This is a genomic window from Serratia sp. ID 25-353, from assembly GCF_054792795.1.
In genome coordinates this window covers 2,405,164-2,424,492 of sequence record NZ_CM139236.1, presented here as the reverse complement: position 1 = coordinate 2,424,492, position 19,329 = coordinate 2,405,164, and the positions used below count along the sequence as shown (strand labels likewise).

The following is a 19,329-nucleotide window of genomic DNA, read 5'->3' as shown; positions in this document are numbered from 1 at the left end:
AATGAAATCAGTGAAACTCAGCGTGTTAACCCTCCTGTTGACCGGCTTCAGCGCCTCGGCGCTGGCGCTGCCCAGCATCACTCTGCTGGCGACCGGCGGCACCATCGCCGGCGGCGGCGATTCGGCGACGAAATCCAACTATACGGCGGGCAAGCTGGGCGTCGAGGCATTGGTCGATGCGGTGCCGGCGCTGAAAAACATCGCCAACGTGCAGGGGGAGCAGGTGGTGAACATCGGCTCGCAGGACATGAACGATCAGGTTTGGCTGACGCTGGCGAAGAAACTTGACGCCGACTGCGGCAAAACCGACGGCTTCGTCATCACCCACGGCACCGATACGCTGGAAGAGACGGCCTATTTCCTCGATCTGACGGTGAAGTGCGACAAGCCGGTGGTGCTGGTGGGGGCGATGCGCCCGGCGACGGCGATGAGCGCTGACGGCCCGTTCAACCTGTATAACGCGGTGGTGACGGCGGCGGATCCGCAATCGGCCAACCGCGGGGTGCTGGTGGCGATGAATGACACGGTGCTGGATGCGCGCGACGTCACCAAGACCAACACCACCGCCGTGCAGACCTTCCAGTCGCCGAACTACGGCCCGCTGGGCTATATCCATAACGGCAAGGTCGATTACCAGCGCTCGCCGCAGCGTAAGCATACCCGGGATACGCCGTTCGACGTCAGCAAGCTGAGCGAACTGCCGAAGGTCGGCATCGTCTACAACTATGCCAACGCCTCCGATGCGCCGGCCAAGGCGCTGATCGCCGAAGGCTACCAGGGCATCGTCAGCGCCGGGGTCGGCAACGGCAATCTGTATAAAACGGTGTTCGACACCCTGGCGACGGCGGCGCACCACGGTGTGGCGGTAGTGCGTTCATCGCGCGTGCCGACCGGCGCCACCACCGAAGATGCGGAAGTGGACGACGCCAAGTACGGCTTTGTGGCCGCCGGCACGCTGAATCCGCAAAAAGCGCGCATACTGCTGCAGCTGGCGCTGACGCAAACCAAAGACGCGAAGCAGATCCAGCAGATGTTCAATCAATACTGATCGTTTTCTTCTCTGCGGGGGCCGACCGGACTCCCGCAGCCATCTTGGCTGAATACAGCATAAAACACCGCGTTAACCCGCTGAATTTCCCCATGTCGCAGGGTTTTATCGTCCAAACAATCGCGACGGCCGCAGAGCCTGTCATCACCCGGCGCGGCCGTTTGCCGCCGACGGGCGAATAAGCGTTGCAGCCATGGGGCGTGAGTGATAAAACCGATGGGTTGGTTAACGCGAGCGTTAACTTCGGGCGTCTTTTCGACAGGTCGCTTTTCTGCGGCGAACAGTGAATGTGGTGAGGGGAAATGACTCAGGTTTATAATTTTAGCTCTGGCCCGGCGATGCTGCCGGTGGAAGTGTTGCGTCGTGCGGAACAGGAACTGTGCAACTGGCACGGGCTGGGCACGTCAGTGATGGAGATCAGTCACCGCAGCAAAGAGTTCATCGCCGTTGCTGAGCAGGCGGAACAGGATCTGCGCGATCTGCTGAAAGTCCCCTCCAACTATAAAGTGCTGTTTTGCCACGGCGGCGCCCGCGGGCAGTTTGCCGCGCTGCCGCTGAACCTGCTGGGCGACAAGACCACCGCCGACTATATCGACGGCGGTTATTGGGCGCACAGCGCCATCAAGGAAGCGGAGAAGTATTGCACCCCGAACGTCATCGACGTGAAAACCCGCATCGACGGCCTGAGCGGCATCAAGCCGATGAAAGAGTGGCAACTCAACGCCGACGCGGCTTATGTGCACTATTGCCCGAATGAGACCATCGACGGCGTGGCCATCGATGAAACGCCGGACTTCGGCGACAAGGTGGTGATCGGCGATTACTCCTCGACCATTCTGTCCCGCCCGCTCGACGTCAGCCGTTTTGGCGTGATTTACGCCGGCGCGCAGAAAAATATCGGCCCGGCCGGCCTGACGCTGGTGATCGTGCGCGACGATCTGCTGGGCAAGGCGCGCAAAGAAGTGCCGTCGATCCTCGATTACACCGTGCTGGCCGAGAACGACTCGATGTTCAACACCCCACCGACCTTCGCTTGGTATCTGTCCGGGCTGGTGTTCAAATGGCTGAAAGAGCAGGGCGGCCTGGTGGAGATGCAGAAACGCAATCAGGCCAAGGCCGAACTGCTGTACGCGACCATCGATAAATCCGACTTCTACCGCAGCCAGGTGGCGATCGCCAACCGTTCCTGGATGAACGTGCCGTTCCAGTTGGCCGATGCGGCGCTGGACAAGGTGTTCCTCAGCGAAGCCGAGGCCATCGGCCTGCAGGCGCTGAAAGGCCACCGGGTAGTTGGCGGCATGCGCGCTTCTATTTACAATGCCATGCCGCTGGCCGGCGTGCAGGCGCTGACCGACTTCATGACCGACTTCGAACGTCGTCACGGTTGATTCCGTCAGCCCGCCAGGCGCGGGCTGCTCAGGCTGTTGTCCTTTTGCATTAAAGCGGCTCCGGCATTATTCCGGAGCCGTTTCGTTTATCAGAATTGGAGAGTTTTGTTCACATGGTGGATTCCCTGACGTTACACCCGGTCGCCCTGGTCAATGGCACCGTCAACTTACCCGGCTCCAAGAGCGTTTCTAACCGCGCTCTGCTGCTGGCGGCGCTGGCGAAAGGCTCGACCCGGCTGACCAACCTGCTGGACAGCGACGACGTGCGTCATATGCTGAACGCGCTGCAGGCGTTGGGCGTGAACTATCAGCTTTCCGCCGATCGCACCGTGTGCGAAGTGACCGGCGTGGCCGGGCCGCTGGTGGCCGATCGGCCGCTGGAACTGTTCCTCGGCAACGCCGGGACGGCGATGCGCCCATTGGCGGCGGCGCTGTGCCTCGGCGAGGGCGACGTGGTGTTGACCGGCGAACCGCGCATGAAAGAGCGCCCGATCGGCCATCTGGTGGACGCGTTGCGCCAGGGCGGGGCGCAGATTGATTACCTCGAGCAGACCGATTACCCACCGATTCGCCTGCGCGGCGGCTTCCAGGGCGGCGACGTCACCGTTGACGGCAGCGTCTCCAGCCAGTTCCTGACTGCGTTGCTGATGACCGCGCCGCTGGCGCCGCAGGATACGCAGATCCACATCAAGGGCGAGCTGGTTTCCAAGCCGTACATCGACATCACGCTGCATCTGATGCGCACCTTCGGCGTATCGGTGAGCCACGACAACTACCGGGTGTTCCATATCCAGGGGCGCCAGACGTATATCGCGCCGGGCGATTACCTGGTTGAGGGGGACGCCTCTTCCGCCTCCTACTTCCTGGCAGCGGCGGCGATCAAGGGCGGCACCGTGCGCGTGACCGGCATCGGCCGCAAAAGCGTGCAGGGTGACACCAAGTTTGCCGACGTGCTGGAGAAAATGGGCGCGCGCATTACCTGGGGCGACGATTTCATCGAGTGCAGCCGCGGTGAACTGCGCGGCATCGACATGGACATGAACCACATTCCGGACGCGGCGATGACCATCGCCACCGCGGCGCTGTTCGCCGAGGGGCCGACCACCATTCGCAATATCTACAACTGGCGGGTGAAGGAGACCGACCGTCTGGCGGCGATGGCGACCGAGCTGCGTAAAGTGGGGGCGGAAGTGGACGAAGGCGAAGACTATATTCACGTTGTGCCGCCGGCCAAACTGCAGTTTGCCGAGATCGGCACCTACAACGATCACCGCATGGCGATGTGTTTCTCGCTGGTGGCGCTGTCGGATACTCCGGTCACCATTCTCGATCCGAAATGCACCGCGAAAACCTTCCCGGACTATTTCGAACAGCTGGCGCGCATCAGCCAGCCGGCGTAACCCGTCAAATCGTTTATTTTAAGGCCCCTTTGTGGGCCTTTATCGTTTTTAACCTTTGGCGACCGGCGTTTCTTCTATACTTTTTCGCGGTTGTGCGCTTATTTTCAACAACCGGACAGTTCCAGGGTAACAGATCGCCGTAGGGCAGCGTATAATACGCCACCGTATTTGCCCCTGATTGGGCAGGTGACAGGGCGCACGGGCTTCGCGTCGAAGCTCACCGTGCCTCTGTGAGGTTTTCTACCTGAAGGAGAGAGAAATGACGGCTACAGCCCCGGTGATAACCGTTGATGGACCAAGTGGCGCAGGCAAAGGCACGCTGTGTAAAGCGTTGGCCGAGTCCCTTGGTTGGCGTTTGCTGGACTCCGGCGCGATCTATCGCGTGCTGGCGCTGGCGGCGTTGCATCATCAGGTGGATATCACTTCTGAGGAAGCGCTGGTTCCGCTGGCCGCACATCTCGATGTTCGCTTCGTTGCCCAGGACGGCAAGCTGCAGGTGATTTTGGAAGGTGAGGACGTCAGCAATGAGATCCGCACCGAAACCGTCGGCAACACCGCGTCGCAAGCGGCGGCGTTTCCGCGCGTGCGCGAGGCGTTGCTGCGTCGCCAGCGCGCATTCCGCGAAGCGCCCGGCCTGATTGCCGATGGTCGCGATATGGGCACGGTGGTGTTCCCGGACGCGCCGGTCAAGATTTTCCTCGACGCCAGCTCGGAGGAGCGCGCGCACCGCCGCATGCTGCAGTTGCAGGAGAAGGGCTTTAATGTTAACTTTGAACGTCTTTTAGCCGAGATAAAGGAACGGGACGACCGTGACCGTAATCGGCCTATCGCGCCTCTGGTGCCCGCTTCTGACGCCCTCGTGCTGGATTCTACCAGCATGTCGATCGAAGAAGTGATCCGGCAGGCGTTGACGTATGCACAGAAAGTGTTGGCGTTGCCGCAGCAATAAGCGCGGCGGCGCTATTGGCTTTTTGTCATATTTGTCATAGCGGTATCGCAATATATCGGGTAAAATTTTACCCCTGTAACCTTAAACCCTGTCGGCATGGAGCCAATGGCGGGGTATGTGAAACAACCCCATTCGGCGGGACGCTAAATGGACGTTAAACTAAAGAACCCTGAAGATTAACAACATGACTGAATCTTTCGCTCAACTCTTTGAAGAATCCTTAAAAGAAATCGAAACCCGCCCGGGTTCCATCGTTCGTGGCGTCGTTGTTGCTATCGACAAAGATATCGTACTGGTTGACGCCGGTCTGAAATCTGAGTCTGCCATCCCGGCTGAGCAATTCAAAAACGCCCAGGGCGAGCTGGAAATCCAGGTTGGTGACGAAGTTGACGTTGCTCTGGATGCTGTTGAAGACGGCTTCGGTGAAACCCTGCTGTCCCGTGAGAAAGCTAAGCGTCACGAAGCTTGGATCACGCTGGAAAAAGCCTACGAAGAAGCTGAGACTGTAACCGGTGTTATCAACGGCAAAGTGAAGGGTGGCTTCACCGTCGAGCTGAACGGCATCCGCGCGTTCCTGCCAGGTTCCCTGGTTGACGTGCGTCCGGTACGTGACACTCTGCACCTGGAAGGCAAAGAGCTTGAGTTCAAAGTCATCAAGCTGGATCAGAAGCGCAACAACGTTGTCGTTTCTCGCCGTGCGGTTATCGAATCCGAGAACAGCGCTGAGCGCGATCAACTGCTGGAAAACCTGCAGGAAGGCATGGAAGTTAAAGGTATCGTTAAGAACCTCACTGACTACGGTGCATTCGTTGATCTGGGCGGCGTAGACGGCCTGCTGCACATCACTGACATGGCTTGGAAACGCGTTAAGCACCCAAGCGAAATCGTCAATGTTGGCGATGAAATCACTGTTAAAGTGCTGAAGTTCGACCGCGAGCGTACTCGTGTATCCCTGGGCCTGAAACAGCTGGGCGAAGATCCATGGGTTGCTATCGCGAAACGTTACCCAGAAGGCACCAAGCTGACTGGTCGTGTAACCAACCTGACTGATTACGGCTGCTTCGTAGAAATCGAAGAAGGTGTTGAAGGTCTGGTACACGTTTCTGAAATGGATTGGACCAACAAAAACATCCATCCGTCCAAAGTTGTTAACGTGGGCGACGTAGTGGAAGTGATGGTTCTGGACATCGATGAAGAACGTCGTCGTATCTCCCTGGGCCTGAAGCAGTGCAAATCCAACCCATGGCAGCAGTTCGCAGAAACCCACAACAAGGGCGACCGCGTTGAAGGTAAAATCAAGTCTATCACTGACTTCGGTATCTTCATCGGCCTGGACGGCGGCATCGACGGCCTGGTTCACCTGTCTGACATCTCCTGGAACGTTGCAGGCGAAGAAGCAGTACGTGAATACAAGAAAGGCGACGAAATCGCAGCGGTTGTTCTGCAAGTTGACGCAGAGCGCGAGCGTATCTCCCTGGGCGTGAAGCAGCTGGCTGAAGACCCGTTCAATAACTACCTGTCTATGAACAAGAAAGGTGCTATTGTTACTGGTAAAGTCACTGCAGTTGACGCCAAAGGTGCTACAGTTGAATTGGCAGGCGGCGTAGAAGGTTACCTGCGTGCATCTGAAGCCTCTCGCGACCGCATTGAAGATGCAACTCTGGTTCTGAACGTAGGTGACGAAGTTGAAGCCAAATTCACCGGCGTTGACCGTAAGAACCGCGTTGTAAGCCTGTCCGTACGTGCTAAGGACGAAGCTGACGAGAAAGACGCCATCGCTACTGTTAACAACAAACAGGAAGAAGGCAACTTCTCTAACGCAATGGCTGAAGCTTTCAAAGCGGCTAAAGGCGAGTAATGACGGGGGGCGGTTTTTGACCGCCCCGATACGGTAGTTTAGCTGCAAAGCTTGGAGGTACTATGACCAAGTCTGAACTTATTGAAAGACTTGCTGGCCAGCAATCTCATATTCCGGCGAAGGCCGTTGAGGATGCAGTGAAAGAGATGCTTGAGCACATGGCCGCAACGCTGGCCGAGGGCGAACGCATTGAGATCCGCGGATTCGGCAGTTTTTCTCTTCACTACCGTGCCCCGCGTGTAGGCCGCAATCCGAAAACCGGTGACAAAGTTGAGCTGGACGGCAAGTACGTTCCTCACTTCAAACCCGGCAAAGAGTTGCGTGACCGCGCCAATATCTATGGCTAGTCGCTGACTGCTCATAGCGTTGTTGCTTGTAAAGAATATAAAACGGTGCCTTTAAGGCGCCGTTTTTTTTCGCCTGCGATTCTCCATGATACGCTCGTGAATTGCGTACTGCGCCGCATTTGCGGTGTGGCTGCTGCATAGGCCTCTCTTATCCTGCCATGCTCACCGCATCTTCGTTAAAGCCCGCTGGCGGCGACATATCGCCTCAACGATCCTGCTTGCTTACCGTGACGCGTTTTTGCTCATGGTGGAGCCGAAGGGAGAAGAGCGATCAAAATTTCGCTGGATCTGGCGATATTCGCCGTCATCTGCGGCATCCTGCCGCTGCTGGTTTTACCGCGGTTGCCAGAGCCATGGCTGCTGTGGCCGATGCTGTTTGTCGCCTGTTTACTGCTGCGCACCCGTTGGCCGATCTGCCGCTATTTGGCCTGCCTGGGTTTGGGATTCATATGGGCGGTTTTCAACGCCGGAAGCCTGCTTGGGCAAATGGAGCACCTAAGCCGCATGCCGGATGTAACGGCGGTGGTACAGGTGAGCAGCGTCGCACTGGAGCCTGCCGCCAGTAAGCAGACGCTGATGCGCATCGAACGAGTCGACGGCCATTGGTTGGTGCCTGCGCTGGCGTTTACCACGACGTGGGCCCCAGAACGGCAGCGGCTGTGCGCCGGGCAGCGTTGGCAGTTGAAACTGCGTTTGCGGCCGGTGCACGGTAAGCTCAATGAAGGCGGCTTTGACAGCCAGCGTTGGGCAATCGCGCAGCGCCAACCCTTGACCGCGCAGGTCAGGCAGGCTCGTTTGCTGGATGGCGATTGCGGCCTGCGCCAGCGCATAATCAGCCATGCGGAAACCAACATCGGTGAATTGCGTTACAAGGCGGTATTGCTGGCGCTGGCTTTTGGGGAACGAACCGCACTTGAACAGGCTTTGCGCACGCTGATGCTGAAAACCGGCATTGCGCACTTAATGGCCATTTCAGGGCTTCATGTGGCGATGGTCGCCATTTTGTTTTGGGCGGTGCTGCGTGCGCTGCAGTTTTTTCTTCCCGCCCATCTGATTGGCTATCGCTTTCCGCTGGTCGCAGGCTGGGTGGCGACGCTGATCTATGTCTGGTTGGTGGGCGCCCAGCCGCCGGCGGTACGCACCGCGTTGGCGATGACCCTGTGGATGCTGCTGCGCTTGCGCGGCGTTCATTGTTCTTCCTGGCAGGTGTGGCTATGGTGTATCGGGCTGATTTTGCTGTGCGATCCGCTGGCGGTATTGTCAGACAGTTTCTGGCTGTCGGTGCTGGCGGTAGGTTGCCTGATTTTTTGGTTTGAATGGGCGCCGATCGGTGAGCGATTCCGGTCGGCGTGGTATTGGGCGCCGGTACGCTGGCTGCATATTCAGCTCGGCATGACGCTGCTACTGGTGCCGATGCAGGTCGCACTGTTTTTAGGCCTGACGCTGACCTCGTTGCCGGCCAATCTTTGGGCGGTGCCGATCGTCTCATTGGTGACGGTGCCGTTGATTTTGCTGGCGGTGATCGGCGGCGTCTTCCCCTCGCTAAGTTACGGGCTTTGGTGGTTGGCCGATTTCACGTTGAGCTGGGTGTTTGTGCCGCTGAATTACCTGCAACGCGGTTGGGTGGATTTGGGGGCTGCCTCGCTGCTGGCCAGCATAGCGGGATGGCTTATCGTTATCTGTTGGCGCTTTCATTGGTGGCGGCGTTATGCCCCGGGGCTGGCGACGATAGCGATATGCTGTGTGCTGTGGCGGGAAAAAGAGCCGGGATACCGCTGGCGAGTCGATATGCTCGATGTCGGGCACGGCTTGGCGGTGGTCATTGAGCAAAACGGCAAGGGAATACTGTACGATACCGGCGATCGTTGGCCGGGCGGCAGCGCCGCCGAACGACATATTTTGCCGATGTTGAACTGGCGAGGAATTGAATTGGAACAGATCATTATCAGCCATGATCATCTCGATCATATCGGCGGGCTGCCGACGGTACAGAGTGCGTTTCCACAGGCGACGGTGCGTAGCCCGATACGCGGGGTGGGGCACTTGCCCTGCGTCGCCGGTGAGCGTTGGCGTTGGCAGTCGTTGCAATTCGAGGTGCTGTGGCCGCCGAGAACGCTCAAAAGGCCGGTCAATGACGACTCCTGCGTGATTCGTATCGACGACGGGCAATACAGCCTGCTGCTTACCGGCGACGCGGAAAAGAAAGCGGAGGCACAGCTGATTCGATTGCGGCGCGACCGTCTAGCGGCCACGATATTGCAGGTGGGGCACCATGGCAGCAGAACCTCTTCCACACCGCCGTTTCTGCGCGCGGTCAATCCTGAGGCGGCGCTGGCGTCTGCATCTCGTTACAACAAATGGCGTTTGCCTGCGCGTAAAGTGGTCGCCAGATACCGGGCAAATGGCATTATATGGCGTGATACGACGCGCTCTGGCCAGTTATCGGTACTTTTTTTCGACAACGATTGGCAAATTAAAGGCTTTCGCGAACAATTAATGCCCCGTTGGTACCATCAGCGGTTTGGCGTAGAGGGTGATAATGAGTAAAATAGGCCGCTATTTCTTCCGATGCTGGTATTTGCATGATGAATGATAAAGATCTCTCGACCTGGCAGACTTTCCGTCGACTCTGGCCGATGATCACTCCTTTTAAGACCGGGCTGATTGTGGCCGCCATTGCGTTGATTATGAACGCAGCGGGTGACACGCTGATGCTGTCTCTGCTTAAACCGCTATTGGACGATGGGTTTGGAAAAACCGACAGCAGCGTGCTGGTGTGGATGCCGCTGGCGGTGATTGCGCTGATGCTGATGCGCGGCGTGACCAGCTTTGTTTCAAGCTACTGCATTTCCTGGGTTTCCGGCATGGTGGTGATGCAGATGCGCCGCCGCCTGTTTGGCCACATGATGAGAATGCCGGTGGCCTTCTTCGATCAGCAGTCTACCGGGACTTTGCTGTCGCGCATTACCTATGATTCCGAGCAGGTGGCTTCCTCCTCTTCCAGTGCGCTGGTGACCGTGGTGCGTGAAGGGGCCTCGATCATTGGCCTGTTCATCATGATGTTCTACTACAGCTGGCAGCTGTCGGTGATCCTGATCGTGCTGGCGCCGATCGTTTCCATCGCCATTCGCCTGGTGTCCAAGCGTTTCCGTAACATCAGCAAGAACATGCAGAACACCATGGGGCAGGTGACCACCAGCGCCGAGCAGATGCTGAAAGGCCATAAGGAAGTGCTGATCTTCGGTGGCCAGCAGGTGGAAACCGAGCGCTTTAACTCGGTCAGCAACCGCATGCGTCAACAGGGCATGAAACTGGTCTCCGCGTCTTCGATTTCCGATCCGATCATACAGCTGATCGCTTCGCTGGCCCTGGCGTTCGTACTGTTTGCCGCCAGCTTCCCAAGCGTGATGGCAACCCTGACCGCCGGTACTATTACTGTGGTGTTCTCGTCGATGATCGCGCTGATGCGCCCGCTGAAGTCGCTGACCAATGTCAATGCCCAGTTCCAACGCGGGATGGCGGCCTGTCAGACGCTGTTCTCCATTTTGGATATGGAACAGGAAAAAGACACCGGTACCCGCGAAGTGAAGCGTGCGAAAGGCGATATCGAATTCCGTAACGTTACCTTCTACTACCCATCCAAGGAAACGCCGGCGCTGCGTGATATCAACCTGAAAATCGCTGAAGGCAAGACCGTTGCATTGGTGGGCCGTTCCGGTTCGGGGAAATCCACCATCGCCAACCTGTTGACGCGTTTCTACGATATCCAGGAAGGCGAAATTCTGATGGATGGCCACGATCTGCGCGAATATACCCTGGCCTCACTGCGTAATCAGGTGGCGCTGGTCTCGCAAAACGTGCATCTGTTCAACGACACCATCGCCAATAACATCGCCTATGCGCGCGAGAGCGAATACAGCCGCGAGCAGATTGAGAAAGCGGCAGAAATGGCGTACGCGATGGACTTCATCAACAAGATGGAGAACGGCTTGGATACGGTGATCGGTGAGAACGGCGTAATGCTGTCCGGCGGCCAACGTCAGCGTATCGCCATCGCGCGTGCGTTACTGCGTGACTGTCCGATCCTGATCCTGGATGAGGCGACTTCTGCGCTGGATACCGAGTCCGAACGTGCTATTCAAGCTGCGCTTGACGAGTTGCAGAAAGACCGTACTTCGCTGGTGATCGCGCACCGTCTGTCGACGATTGAGAAGGCGGACGAGATCCTGGTGGTGGAGGACGGCCGCATCGTCGAACGCGGCGAGCACGCCGAATTGCTAGAACGGCAGGGCGCCTATGCGCAGCTGCACCGCATGCAGTTTGGTCAATAATGATTGAGCGCATCTGGTCCGGCGGTTCGCTGCTTTATCTGGCGCTGCTGCCGCTCTCTTGGCTGTATGGCCTGTTTAGTTGGCTGATTCGCCTCAGCTATCGCTGCGGCCTGCGCAAAAGCTGGCGCGCACCGGTGCCGGTGGTGGTGGTGGGCAACCTCACTGCCGGCGGCAACGGCAAAACGCCGATGGTGATCTGGCTGGTGGAACACCTGCAGCAGCGGGGCTATCGCATTGGCGTGGTCTCGCGCGGTTACGGCGGCAAGTCGGCGGTCTATCCCCTGGTGCTCAATCAGAATACCTCAACCCGCGAAGCGGGGGATGAGCCGGTGCTGATTTATCAGCGCACCGGCGCGCCCGTGGCGATTGCGCCCAAGCGAGCCGAGGCGGTGCAGGCCTTGCTGCAACACCAGCCGCTGGATGCGATCATCACCGACGACGGCTTGCAGCACTATGCCTTACAGCGTGACTTCGAGCTGGTGGTCATCGACGGCGTGCGCCGTTTCGGCAATGGCTGGTGGTTACCGGCCGGGCCGATGCGCGAGCGTGCCGCGCGGCTTGGCAGCGTCGATGCGCGCGTCGCCAATGGCGGCGTGGCGCAGGCGGGAGAGATTGCCATGCGCCTGCAGGCGCGTGACGCGGTGAACCTGCTGAGCGGTGAACGTCGCCCGGTGGCCGAGCTGCCGCGCGTGGTGGCTATGGCGGGTATCGGTCATCCGCCGCGTTTCTTCGCGACGTTGGAAAAACTGAACGTCGAGGTGGTGCAGGAAGTGGCGTTTGCCGATCATCAGGAATATCAGCAGCCGCAGCTGGCGGCGCTGGCTGCAGCCGATCAGACGCTGCTGATGACGGAGAAGGACGCGGTGAAGTGTCGCGCCTTTGCCCAGCCTAATTGGTGGTATTTGCCGGTTGATGCGGTGCTACCGTCCGCTCAGGCTGAGCAACTGCTGCAGGATATCGAATCTCTACTGACTAAATAATCTCAGGACGCCAGCGTGATAAGCCCCAGGGCTTGCGCGCAGGCTTCCAGCGAACGCTGCTGGGTTTGCTGATACAGTGCCAGCTCATCGATCACCTCACTGCCCAACGCTTGTTCAAACGCTGCGCGGCTGGAAGTCGCGTTGTATTGCGCGTGGCGGCTGTCCCCCAGATTCGACTGGAAAATCCCCGCCGCGCTGACCGGCAGAAAATCTTCATACACCAGCGGCTGGAAGCGAACGTGTTCTTTCTCGATCAGTTGTTCCAGGGTGCTGTGCTTATCCAGCGACTCTTTGGCCGCCAGGCCGCATTCGGTCGGGAAATAGCGGAACCAGGCCAGCTGTTGCTCACGCAGCGTAGCGTAATCGTCCGGAAACGCCCGGAAGTTTTCCTCCAGCAATTGATAGTAGCGCTCGGCATTCTTCTCGCTCGGCGGCGCCTGTAGCGCATCGTTGGTCGCCTGCAGCAAACGGTCGTAAAGTTCGCGTCCTTTAGGCGTCAGCGCCACGCCGCGTTGTTCGATCTCGCCGAAGCGTGCGGTGTGATGACCGGCGATGGCGTGGCCGTCGTGCTCAACGAAATCGACGCTTTCTTCCAGCGCTTTGAAGCTGGTTTGGCGCAGCAGGATCGCGCGGCGGCGGCGCGGTGGGCCCTCGATGACTGCTTTGGGCGTAATACCGCGGCCGGGCATCGCCTGCTGAACGCGATCGATATCCAGCGTGCGTGGTGTCAGGTGGTTGATATGTGGCCCTTTAAACGCTACCACGTCAGCGATCAGGCGATGCTGATCGTGCAGTTGCCGGTATTCTTCGGCGCTGACCGTCGCTTGGTTGTGCCAGCGGAAAGTTTCCAGTGCTTGCTCGACAAATTCCTGCGCCTGCACTTCATTCAATCCGCCTTGCGCTTCCTGCAGCGCGATCAGCTCCAGCGAGCGATCGGTAAAGATGCGGCGGCGTGCCAGCAAGCGCTCGGCCAGCGCACGCAGCGCGGGATCCTCTATCAGTTCCAGGCGCAGCAGGGAGGTGAACACGCGGAAAGGACTGATCTGCAGAGCGTCTTCGTGTACGGCGCGAAAAGCGGTGGAGTGCACCGGAACGCCTGCTACCGACAGGTCATAGTAACCGACCGGCGCCATGCCCATCACCCGAAACAGGCGGCGCAGGGTGGTCAGCTCGCCTGCAGTGCCGACCCGGATTGCGCCGTGGCGCTCCATGGCCAGGCGTTCTATCTCGCCGGTGATTTGCAGTTGATGAGCCAGTGCGGCGTCTTCGCGCAGAACCTGCCGGTTGGTTTCCGCCACCAGCTCCAGCAGATCGCCGTACAGCGGTACCTCTTTTTGATACATGTCCGACATCGCGTGAGAGAATCTGGCGCGGATTTCATTAGGTGAAACGAACTGCTGGGCGGTCATGCGCATAGCTCCTTGATTCAGCATAATCTGAAAAATCGTGTTTTTAGCGGCAAAAGTGCTGGCGAAAAAGCCGTCTGCCTTGTTTTCCCCTCAAGTTTAGCCATCTGATTTGGGATTTGTTATAGACGCGGCAAGCATATTAGAGTTTTATGCGTTAGCTCTCATTTGCAGCGCACAGGCGGGCAAACGATGCCCTGGTGAGCGGAGGGGCGCGGTGGTTCGGACGCGGCGACCGTTAAATTAAGTCATGTGTATTCAGGGGGATAAAAATAAATCGGGCGTAATAGCGAATTTAATGCAATAAACCTCTTGTGCATTCGCCAGTTTTATGAGTAAATGCAAGTCGGCCTGTAATCCAGACCTATTTATGTTCGAGTTTAGAGTTAAGCAGTTCCTCCAAAAACGTTATCATTCGATTCCGCTTCAAAGACGAACCTTCTAAGTACCTCCCATAAGTAATGTTTCTGAAATGGCCTCAATTGCCTCTTATGGCAGGTTTTGTAAATATATTTAAAGGTAAAAGTAATGTCTAAGAAGACGGGTCAGGTTAAGTGGTTCAACGAAAGCAAAGGTTTTGGTTTCATTGAGCAGCACGACGGTGGCAAAGATGTATTCGTACACTTCTCCGCTATCATGACCGACGGTTTCAAGACCCTGGCTGAAGGCCAGCGTGTCGAGTACACCATCCAGGACAGCCCGCGCGGGCCGGCTGCCGCCAACGTAGTTGCTCTGTAAGAAGACAGGGAACGCGTATAAGAGATCTTAATACAACCATGGTGACGCCTCAGCGCTGAGTCATGCGGAAGATATTAAGTTCAACAAGCCCGCCTTCGTGCGGGTTTTTTATTTTTTGCTCACGAGAGGTTTGTTACGAAAAACTTTAGGATGGGCTGGTAGCGTCCAGACAATATAAAAAATGACGTTGTCAAGGATGCTCAAGTAAAAGGATATAAGTTATGTTTAAAAATACTGTGTTAAAAATGGGCCGCGTGAAATGGTTTAATCAGGCCGAAGGCTATGGTTTTATTTCACCGGTCGATGGCAGCGACGAAATCTATGTCAATCGCAACGCTATCGCCAACACCAAAAATAAGTCGTTGAACGAAGGTCAGAACGTAGAGTTCTCGATCTATCGCAGCTCACATGGGCTGTCCGCGGCAGACGTTATCGCGTTCTGATCGCACCCTCCTTCCTCGCCAGTGCCGGTGTCGCCACCCGCAAGCACTGGCGAAGATAAATCTCTCGATATCCACTATTATCAGGCCATTGCCTACTTGCCACGGATATCAGGATGACCACCCCGATAATTTCCCTTACCGCCGCTCGCGCGCTGCACCTTGCCGCCCAGGGGCTGCTTTCTCGGCTTAAGCGCCAGGCTCGGCCCGATGACGTCGTGAACGCGATCCAGCGCATGGGGCTGTTACAAATCGATACCATTAGCGTCGTCGCCCGCAGCCCGTATCTGGTGTTGTTCAGCCGTTTGGGGGCCTATCAGCCGGAATGGCTGGAGCAGGCGCTCGCCGGCCGCAAGCTGTTCGAGTATTGGGCGCACGAAGCCTGTTTCCTGCCGATCGAGGATTTTGGTCTGCTGCGGCACCGCATGCTGGCGCCTCATGATATGGGCTGGAAATATTCCGCCGACTGGGTGCAGCAACACCAGGCGGCGATGGACAGCCTGCTGCGGCACATCGAACAACAGGGGCCGGTGCGCTCCGCCGATTTCAGCGCCGAGAAAAAGGGCAACAGCGGATGGTGGGACTGGAAACCGGAGAAACGACATCTGGAGATCCTGTTTACTGCCGGCAAGCTGATGGTGGCCGAGCGTCGCAACTTCCACCGGGTTTACGATCTGACCGAAAGGCTGTTGCCGGCCTGGGACGATGCGCGCCATACGCTGCCTGTGGAGCAGGCGCGCAGGCAGATGCTGCGCCGCACCTGCCGCTATCTGGGCATTTTTCGCGCCGAGTGGTTGGCGGACTACTATCGGCTGAAACGCGTGGCGCCAAAAGCCTTGCTGGTAGAGCTGCAGGAGCAGGGGGAGATTACGCCGCTGCAGGTAGAGGGGCTGGAAGGGCCGTTCTATGTGCATGAATCACTGGCGGAACTGCTGCCGTTGGCGGAGCAGGGCAAACTGAAATCGACGGTCACCAGCCTGCTGTCGCCTTTTGATCCCGTGGTTTGGGATCGGCGTCGGGCGCTCGAGCTGTTCAACTTTGACTATCGGCTGGAATGTTATACGCCGAAAGAAAAACGTCGCTATGGCTACTTCACCTTGCCGGTGCTGCATCGCGGTGAGCTGGTGGGGCGTATTGACGCCAAGGCGCACCGCCGCCAGGGAGTGTTTGAGATCATCAGCTTCCATGCGGAGCCGCGGGTGCGCTTCGGCCAACAGCGGGCCCAGGATATCCGGCTGGCCATCGCGCGTACGGCCAAATGGCACGGTGCGCAACGCGTTGCGCTGGGCGACATTCCGGCGGCGTTGGCCGCTGAATGGGGGGACGGCTGGGAAGTGGGATAACGAGCGACGCCGTCGATGGGGTAAAACGAAGTTCAGCGCCGCTCGTTACAAAGGGGCTCAGTGGCTGAAGTTAGCGAACAGAGCGATGATTTTATGCAGACGTTTGATCACGTATTACGGCCTTTTTGTGATTTGTATCACAAAATTCTACGCCGGGATGCGCCCCAGTTCAAGCGGTTGCCCCCGCGCGGTGAGGAAATATCGGTGGGTTGGTGCCACCGGTGATTAACCTGAGGCCGGGCGTTATGCTATCCTCACAGCCTTTCCCAGATGACCTATCCCCTTACGGAGGATGCATGGACCACCGTTTACTCGAAATCGTTGCCTGCCCGGTATGCAACGGCAAACTCTATTTCAATAAAGAAAACCAGGAACTGGTGTGCAAAGCGGACGGATTGGCTTACCCGCTGCGCGACGGCATTCCGGTGCTGTTGGAAAATGAAGCGCGCGCGCTGTCGCTGGATGAGAAGCACGCATGAGTTTTATCGCTATAATTCCCGCCCGCTACGCCTCGACCCGTTTGCCGGGTAAACCGCTGGCCGATATTCACGGCAAGCCGATGGTGGTACACGTGATGGAGCGCGCCCGCGAGTCCGGCGCCAGCCGCGTCATCGTGGCGACCGATCATCCTGAAGTCGCCAAAGCGGTGGAAGCCGCCGGCGGCGAAGTGTGCATGACCAGCCCGGATCACCATTCCGGCACCGAACGTCTGGCGGAAGTGATCGCGCACTACGGCTTTGCCGACGATCAGATTATCGTTAACGTGCAGGGCGACGAACCGCTGATCCCACCGGTGATCGTGCGTCAGGTGGCGGAGAACCTGGCGGGCAGCCAGGCCGGTATGGCGACGCTGGCGGTGCCGATCGAGAGCGCCGAAGAGGCTTTCAACCCCAACGCGGTGAAGGTCGTGATGGACGCTCAGGGCTACGCGCTCTATTTCTCACGCGCCACCATTCCGTGGGATCGCGAGCGTTTCGCCGCGTCGAAAGAGAGCATCGGCGACAGCCTGCTGCGTCATATCGGCATCTACGCGTACCGCGCCGGCTTTGTGCGCCGCTACGTCAGCTGGGCGCCGAGCCAGCTGGAGCAGATCGAGCTGTTGGAACAGCTGCGCGTGCTGTGGTACGGTGAAAAAATCCACGTGGCGGTCGCGAAAGCGATCCCGAGCGTGGGGGTCGATACGCCGGAAGATCTCCAGCGCGTGCGCGACAGCATCCAACCCTGAGCCTGAGTTCGTCGGCGCGCCTCGCAACGCGCCGACGATGCAACACCCCCCATGATTGTTCCCCGTTTTGTTGATCTGCGTTGAAGAATTTTTCCGCTCACCGTTCGATGATGTTACGTATCCCCTTATTAGCCTGAGGTGAATGCCTTATGGAGCAGTTACGCGCTGAACTGAGCATTGTGTTGGGTGAGTCCATCAGCCGGCTGGAGCGGGTGAGCGAGCAGCCTTATGCGCATATGTATTCGCTGTACGATCGGCAGGGCAACGCGATCCCGCTGATGGCGAAAAGCTTTATCTGTCAGGGTATCGCCCAGCAGGAGGCTTACAAGCTGTCGATGCTGGCGCGCGACGGGGATATTCGGCTGCCTACGGTGTACGGCGTGGTGTGCACCCACCAGGCGCCGTATACGGAAATCCTGCTGATCGAGCGCCTGCGCGGCGTGTCGGCCGAAGCGCCAACGCGTTCGCCGGATCGCTGGAACATGCTGATGGAGCAGATCGTCGACGGGGTATTGGCCTGGCACCGCATCGACAGCCACGGCAGCGTCGGCAGCGTTGACAGCACGCAGGAGAACGACTGGTTTTGCTGGTATCAACAGCGGGTCGAAGTGCTGTGGGCGACGGTCGTCAATCTTACTACCCCGCAGCTGACCATGGCGGATCGGCGTTTGCTGTACCGCACGCGCGAAGCGCTGACCCATTTCTTCGTCGGCTTCGACGATCCCTGTGTTCTGGTGCACGGTAATCTGTCGCTGCGCAGCATGCTGAAGGATCCCAAAAGCGATCAGCTGTTGGCGATGCTCAATCCCGGCGTGGTGCTGTGGGCGCCGCGCGAATACGATCTTTTCCGCCTGTGCGAGGCGGGTATGCCCAGCCAGCTGCTGTTCCGCTATCTGCAGCGCGCGCCGGTCGCCGACGCTTTCCTGGCGCGGCGCTGGCTGTATGTGGTGTGGGAAGCGGTAGGGCGTTTGGTTCATACCGGCAAGCTGGAGCGGCGGCCGTTCGACTATGCGTCGCAACAGCTGCTGCCCTGGCTGGCCGGTTGAACGGGCCTTACTCTGCGCCGGCGCGATCCGCGCCTTTCAGCCATTGCCACAGGCTGCCCAGCGTTTCATACCAGGCACGTTCGGTATGGCCGAGGAACATCGACGACGGTGTGGCGCGGTCCCAGATATTGAGCGGCGAGTCGATCGCCAACTGGTTGGCCGGCGCCGGGATCGGGTGCAGGCCTTTCGCCTCGAAGAAGCGCATGGCGCGCGGCAAATGGTTGGCGGAGGTCACCAGAATGAACGGTTGCTCGCCGACCAGCTTGGCGACCTGAGCGGCTTCTTCCTCGGTATCGCGCGGTTCCCCCAGGATCACCATATCGCTGCGCGGCACGCCCAGGCTTTCGGCCACCAGCGCCGCCGTGGCTGCGTTGCTTTGCATGCTTCCGGCGGACGCGCCGGTAAACACCATCCTGGCGCCGGGATGTGCAAGGTAAAGCCGCACGCCTTCCGTCACGCGCGGCAGGCTGTTGCCGAGCAAATTCGAGCTGGGTGCCCAATCGGGATTGTAGGTATAGCCCCCGCCCAATACCACGATGTAGCTGACCGGATCGCTGCCGCGATAAGTCTGGTATTGGGCTTCGATCGGCCGCAGCAGTCGGTCGGCCACCGGTTGCAGGCTGAAAAGCAATAAAAACAGCCAGCTCAGCGTGAAAATCGTCTTACCGCTTTTTTGCCAGCGGGTGAACCACAGCAGCAGCAGCGCCAACCCCATCAGCAGCATCAACAACGGCAGCGGCATCAGCAGGGCGCCAAAGAACTTTTTCAGGTTGAACAGCATCGAAAATCAGATCCTTTTGGGTGAAAAAGCGGCATCCAGGCATAAACAG

At 58.4% G+C, this 19,329-nt stretch carries 17 protein-coding genes; 15 read left to right on the top strand and 2 right to left on the bottom strand.

Annotated features, from left to right (window positions below; all coding sequences use genetic code 11):
- Position 1: 1 nt before the first annotated feature.
- The 9 genes from ansB to lpxK all read left to right on the top strand — a co-directional run bounded on the left by ansB (position 2) and on the right by lpxK (position 12,301).
- Complete coding sequence (gene ansB / locus ACYF6X_RS11690) at positions 2–1,048, top strand: L-asparaginase 2 (protein WP_130017637.1); 1,047 nt, start codon at positions 2–4, stop codon at positions 1,046–1,048.
- A 302-nt stretch (positions 1,049–1,350) separates the two neighbouring features.
- Entirely contained in the window at positions 1,351–2,436 is a 1,086-nt protein-coding gene (gene serC, locus ACYF6X_RS11685) for a 3-phosphoserine/phosphohydroxythreonine transaminase (protein WP_107227719.1), read from the top strand.
- A 113-nt stretch (positions 2,437–2,549) separates the two neighbouring features.
- Positions 2,550–3,836, top strand: coding sequence for a 3-phosphoshikimate 1-carboxyvinyltransferase (gene aroA, locus ACYF6X_RS11680; protein ID WP_130017638.1), 1,287 nt, complete (start codon positions 2,550–2,552; stop codon positions 3,834–3,836).
- Between the two features lie 259 nt (positions 3,837–4,095).
- Positions 4,096–4,785 (top strand): (d)CMP kinase, encoded by a 690-nt coding sequence (gene cmk, locus ACYF6X_RS11675; protein WP_004928270.1) that lies wholly within the window; start codon positions 4,096–4,098, stop codon positions 4,783–4,785.
- Between the two features lie 184 nt (positions 4,786–4,969).
- On the top strand, positions 4,970–6,643 hold the full coding sequence (rpsA, locus tag ACYF6X_RS11670; protein ID WP_004928267.1) for a 30S ribosomal protein S1: 1,674 nt from the start codon (positions 4,970–4,972) through the stop codon (positions 6,641–6,643).
- A 62-nt stretch (positions 6,644–6,705) separates the two neighbouring features.
- Positions 6,706–6,990: an integration host factor subunit beta gene (gene ihfB / locus ACYF6X_RS11665; RefSeq protein WP_004928264.1), complete on the top strand. Its 285-nt coding sequence runs from the start codon at positions 6,706–6,708 to the stop codon at positions 6,988–6,990.
- A gap of 315 nt (positions 6,991–7,305) precedes the next feature.
- The gene (locus ACYF6X_RS11660) at positions 7,306–9,537 is read left to right on the top strand and encodes a ComEC family protein (protein ID WP_460925788.1); all 2,232 of its coding nucleotides are present in this window, start codon (positions 7,306–7,308) and stop codon (positions 9,535–9,537) included.
- Positions 9,538–9,572: 35 nt separating this feature from the next.
- On the top strand, positions 9,573–11,321 hold the full coding sequence (gene msbA / locus ACYF6X_RS11655) for a lipid A ABC transporter ATP-binding protein/permease MsbA (RefSeq protein ID WP_063989425.1): 1,749 nt from the start codon (positions 9,573–9,575) through the stop codon (positions 11,319–11,321).
- Positions 11,321–12,301 carry a tetraacyldisaccharide 4'-kinase gene (gene lpxK / locus ACYF6X_RS11650; RefSeq protein ID WP_130017640.1) on the top strand — a complete coding sequence of 327 codons (981 nt, stop codon included), beginning with the start codon at positions 11,321–11,323 and terminating at the stop codon, positions 12,299–12,301. Before msbA ends, lpxK begins: the two co-directional genes overlap by 1 nt.
- Positions 12,302–12,303: 2 nt before the next feature.
- On the opposite strand, the gene hglS is transcribed toward lpxK, so the two are convergent.
- Positions 12,304–13,710: a 2-oxoadipate dioxygenase/decarboxylase HglS gene (gene hglS, locus ACYF6X_RS11645; RefSeq protein WP_130017641.1), complete on the bottom strand. Its 1,407-nt coding sequence runs from the start codon at positions 13,708–13,710 to the stop codon at positions 12,304–12,306.
- Between the two features lie 525 nt (positions 13,711–14,235).
- Here hglS and cspE point away from each other — a divergent pair.
- From cspE to ACYF6X_RS11615, 6 genes are all read left to right on the top strand, one after another.
- Positions 14,236–14,445, top strand: coding sequence for a transcription antiterminator/RNA stability regulator CspE (cspE, locus tag ACYF6X_RS11640; RefSeq protein WP_004928244.1), 210 nt, complete (start codon positions 14,236–14,238; stop codon positions 14,443–14,445).
- Between the two features lie 221 nt (positions 14,446–14,666).
- Positions 14,667–14,888, top strand: a complete 222-nt coding sequence (locus ACYF6X_RS11635; RefSeq protein WP_004928241.1) for a cold-shock protein — start codon at positions 14,667–14,669, stop codon at positions 14,886–14,888.
- 113 nt (positions 14,889–15,001) lie between these two features.
- Positions 15,002–16,228, top strand: coding sequence for a winged helix-turn-helix domain-containing protein (locus ACYF6X_RS11630; protein ID WP_130017642.1), 1,227 nt, complete (start codon positions 15,002–15,004; stop codon positions 16,226–16,228).
- 296 nt (positions 16,229–16,524) lie between these two features.
- Positions 16,525–16,707, top strand: coding sequence for a Trm112 family protein (locus tag ACYF6X_RS11625; RefSeq protein WP_004928237.1), 183 nt, complete (start codon positions 16,525–16,527; stop codon positions 16,705–16,707).
- Positions 16,704–17,453 carry a 3-deoxy-manno-octulosonate cytidylyltransferase gene (kdsB, locus tag ACYF6X_RS11620; protein ID WP_004928235.1) on the top strand — a complete coding sequence of 250 codons (750 nt, stop codon included), beginning with the start codon at positions 16,704–16,706 and terminating at the stop codon, positions 17,451–17,453. The genes ACYF6X_RS11625 and kdsB overlap by 4 nt, the downstream gene beginning before the upstream one ends.
- A 149-nt stretch (positions 17,454–17,602) precedes the next feature.
- Entirely contained in the window at positions 17,603–18,499 is an 897-nt protein-coding gene (locus tag ACYF6X_RS11615) for a YcbJ family phosphotransferase (protein ID WP_063989429.1), read from the top strand.
- Positions 18,500–18,506: 7 nt separating this feature from the next.
- On the opposite strand, the gene elyC is transcribed toward ACYF6X_RS11615, so the two are convergent.
- The gene (gene elyC, locus ACYF6X_RS11610; RefSeq protein WP_107227722.1) at positions 18,507–19,280 is read right to left on the bottom strand and encodes an envelope biogenesis factor ElyC; all 774 of its coding nucleotides are present in this window, start codon (positions 19,278–19,280) and stop codon (positions 18,507–18,509) included.
- Positions 19,281–19,329 lie beyond the last annotated feature (49 nt).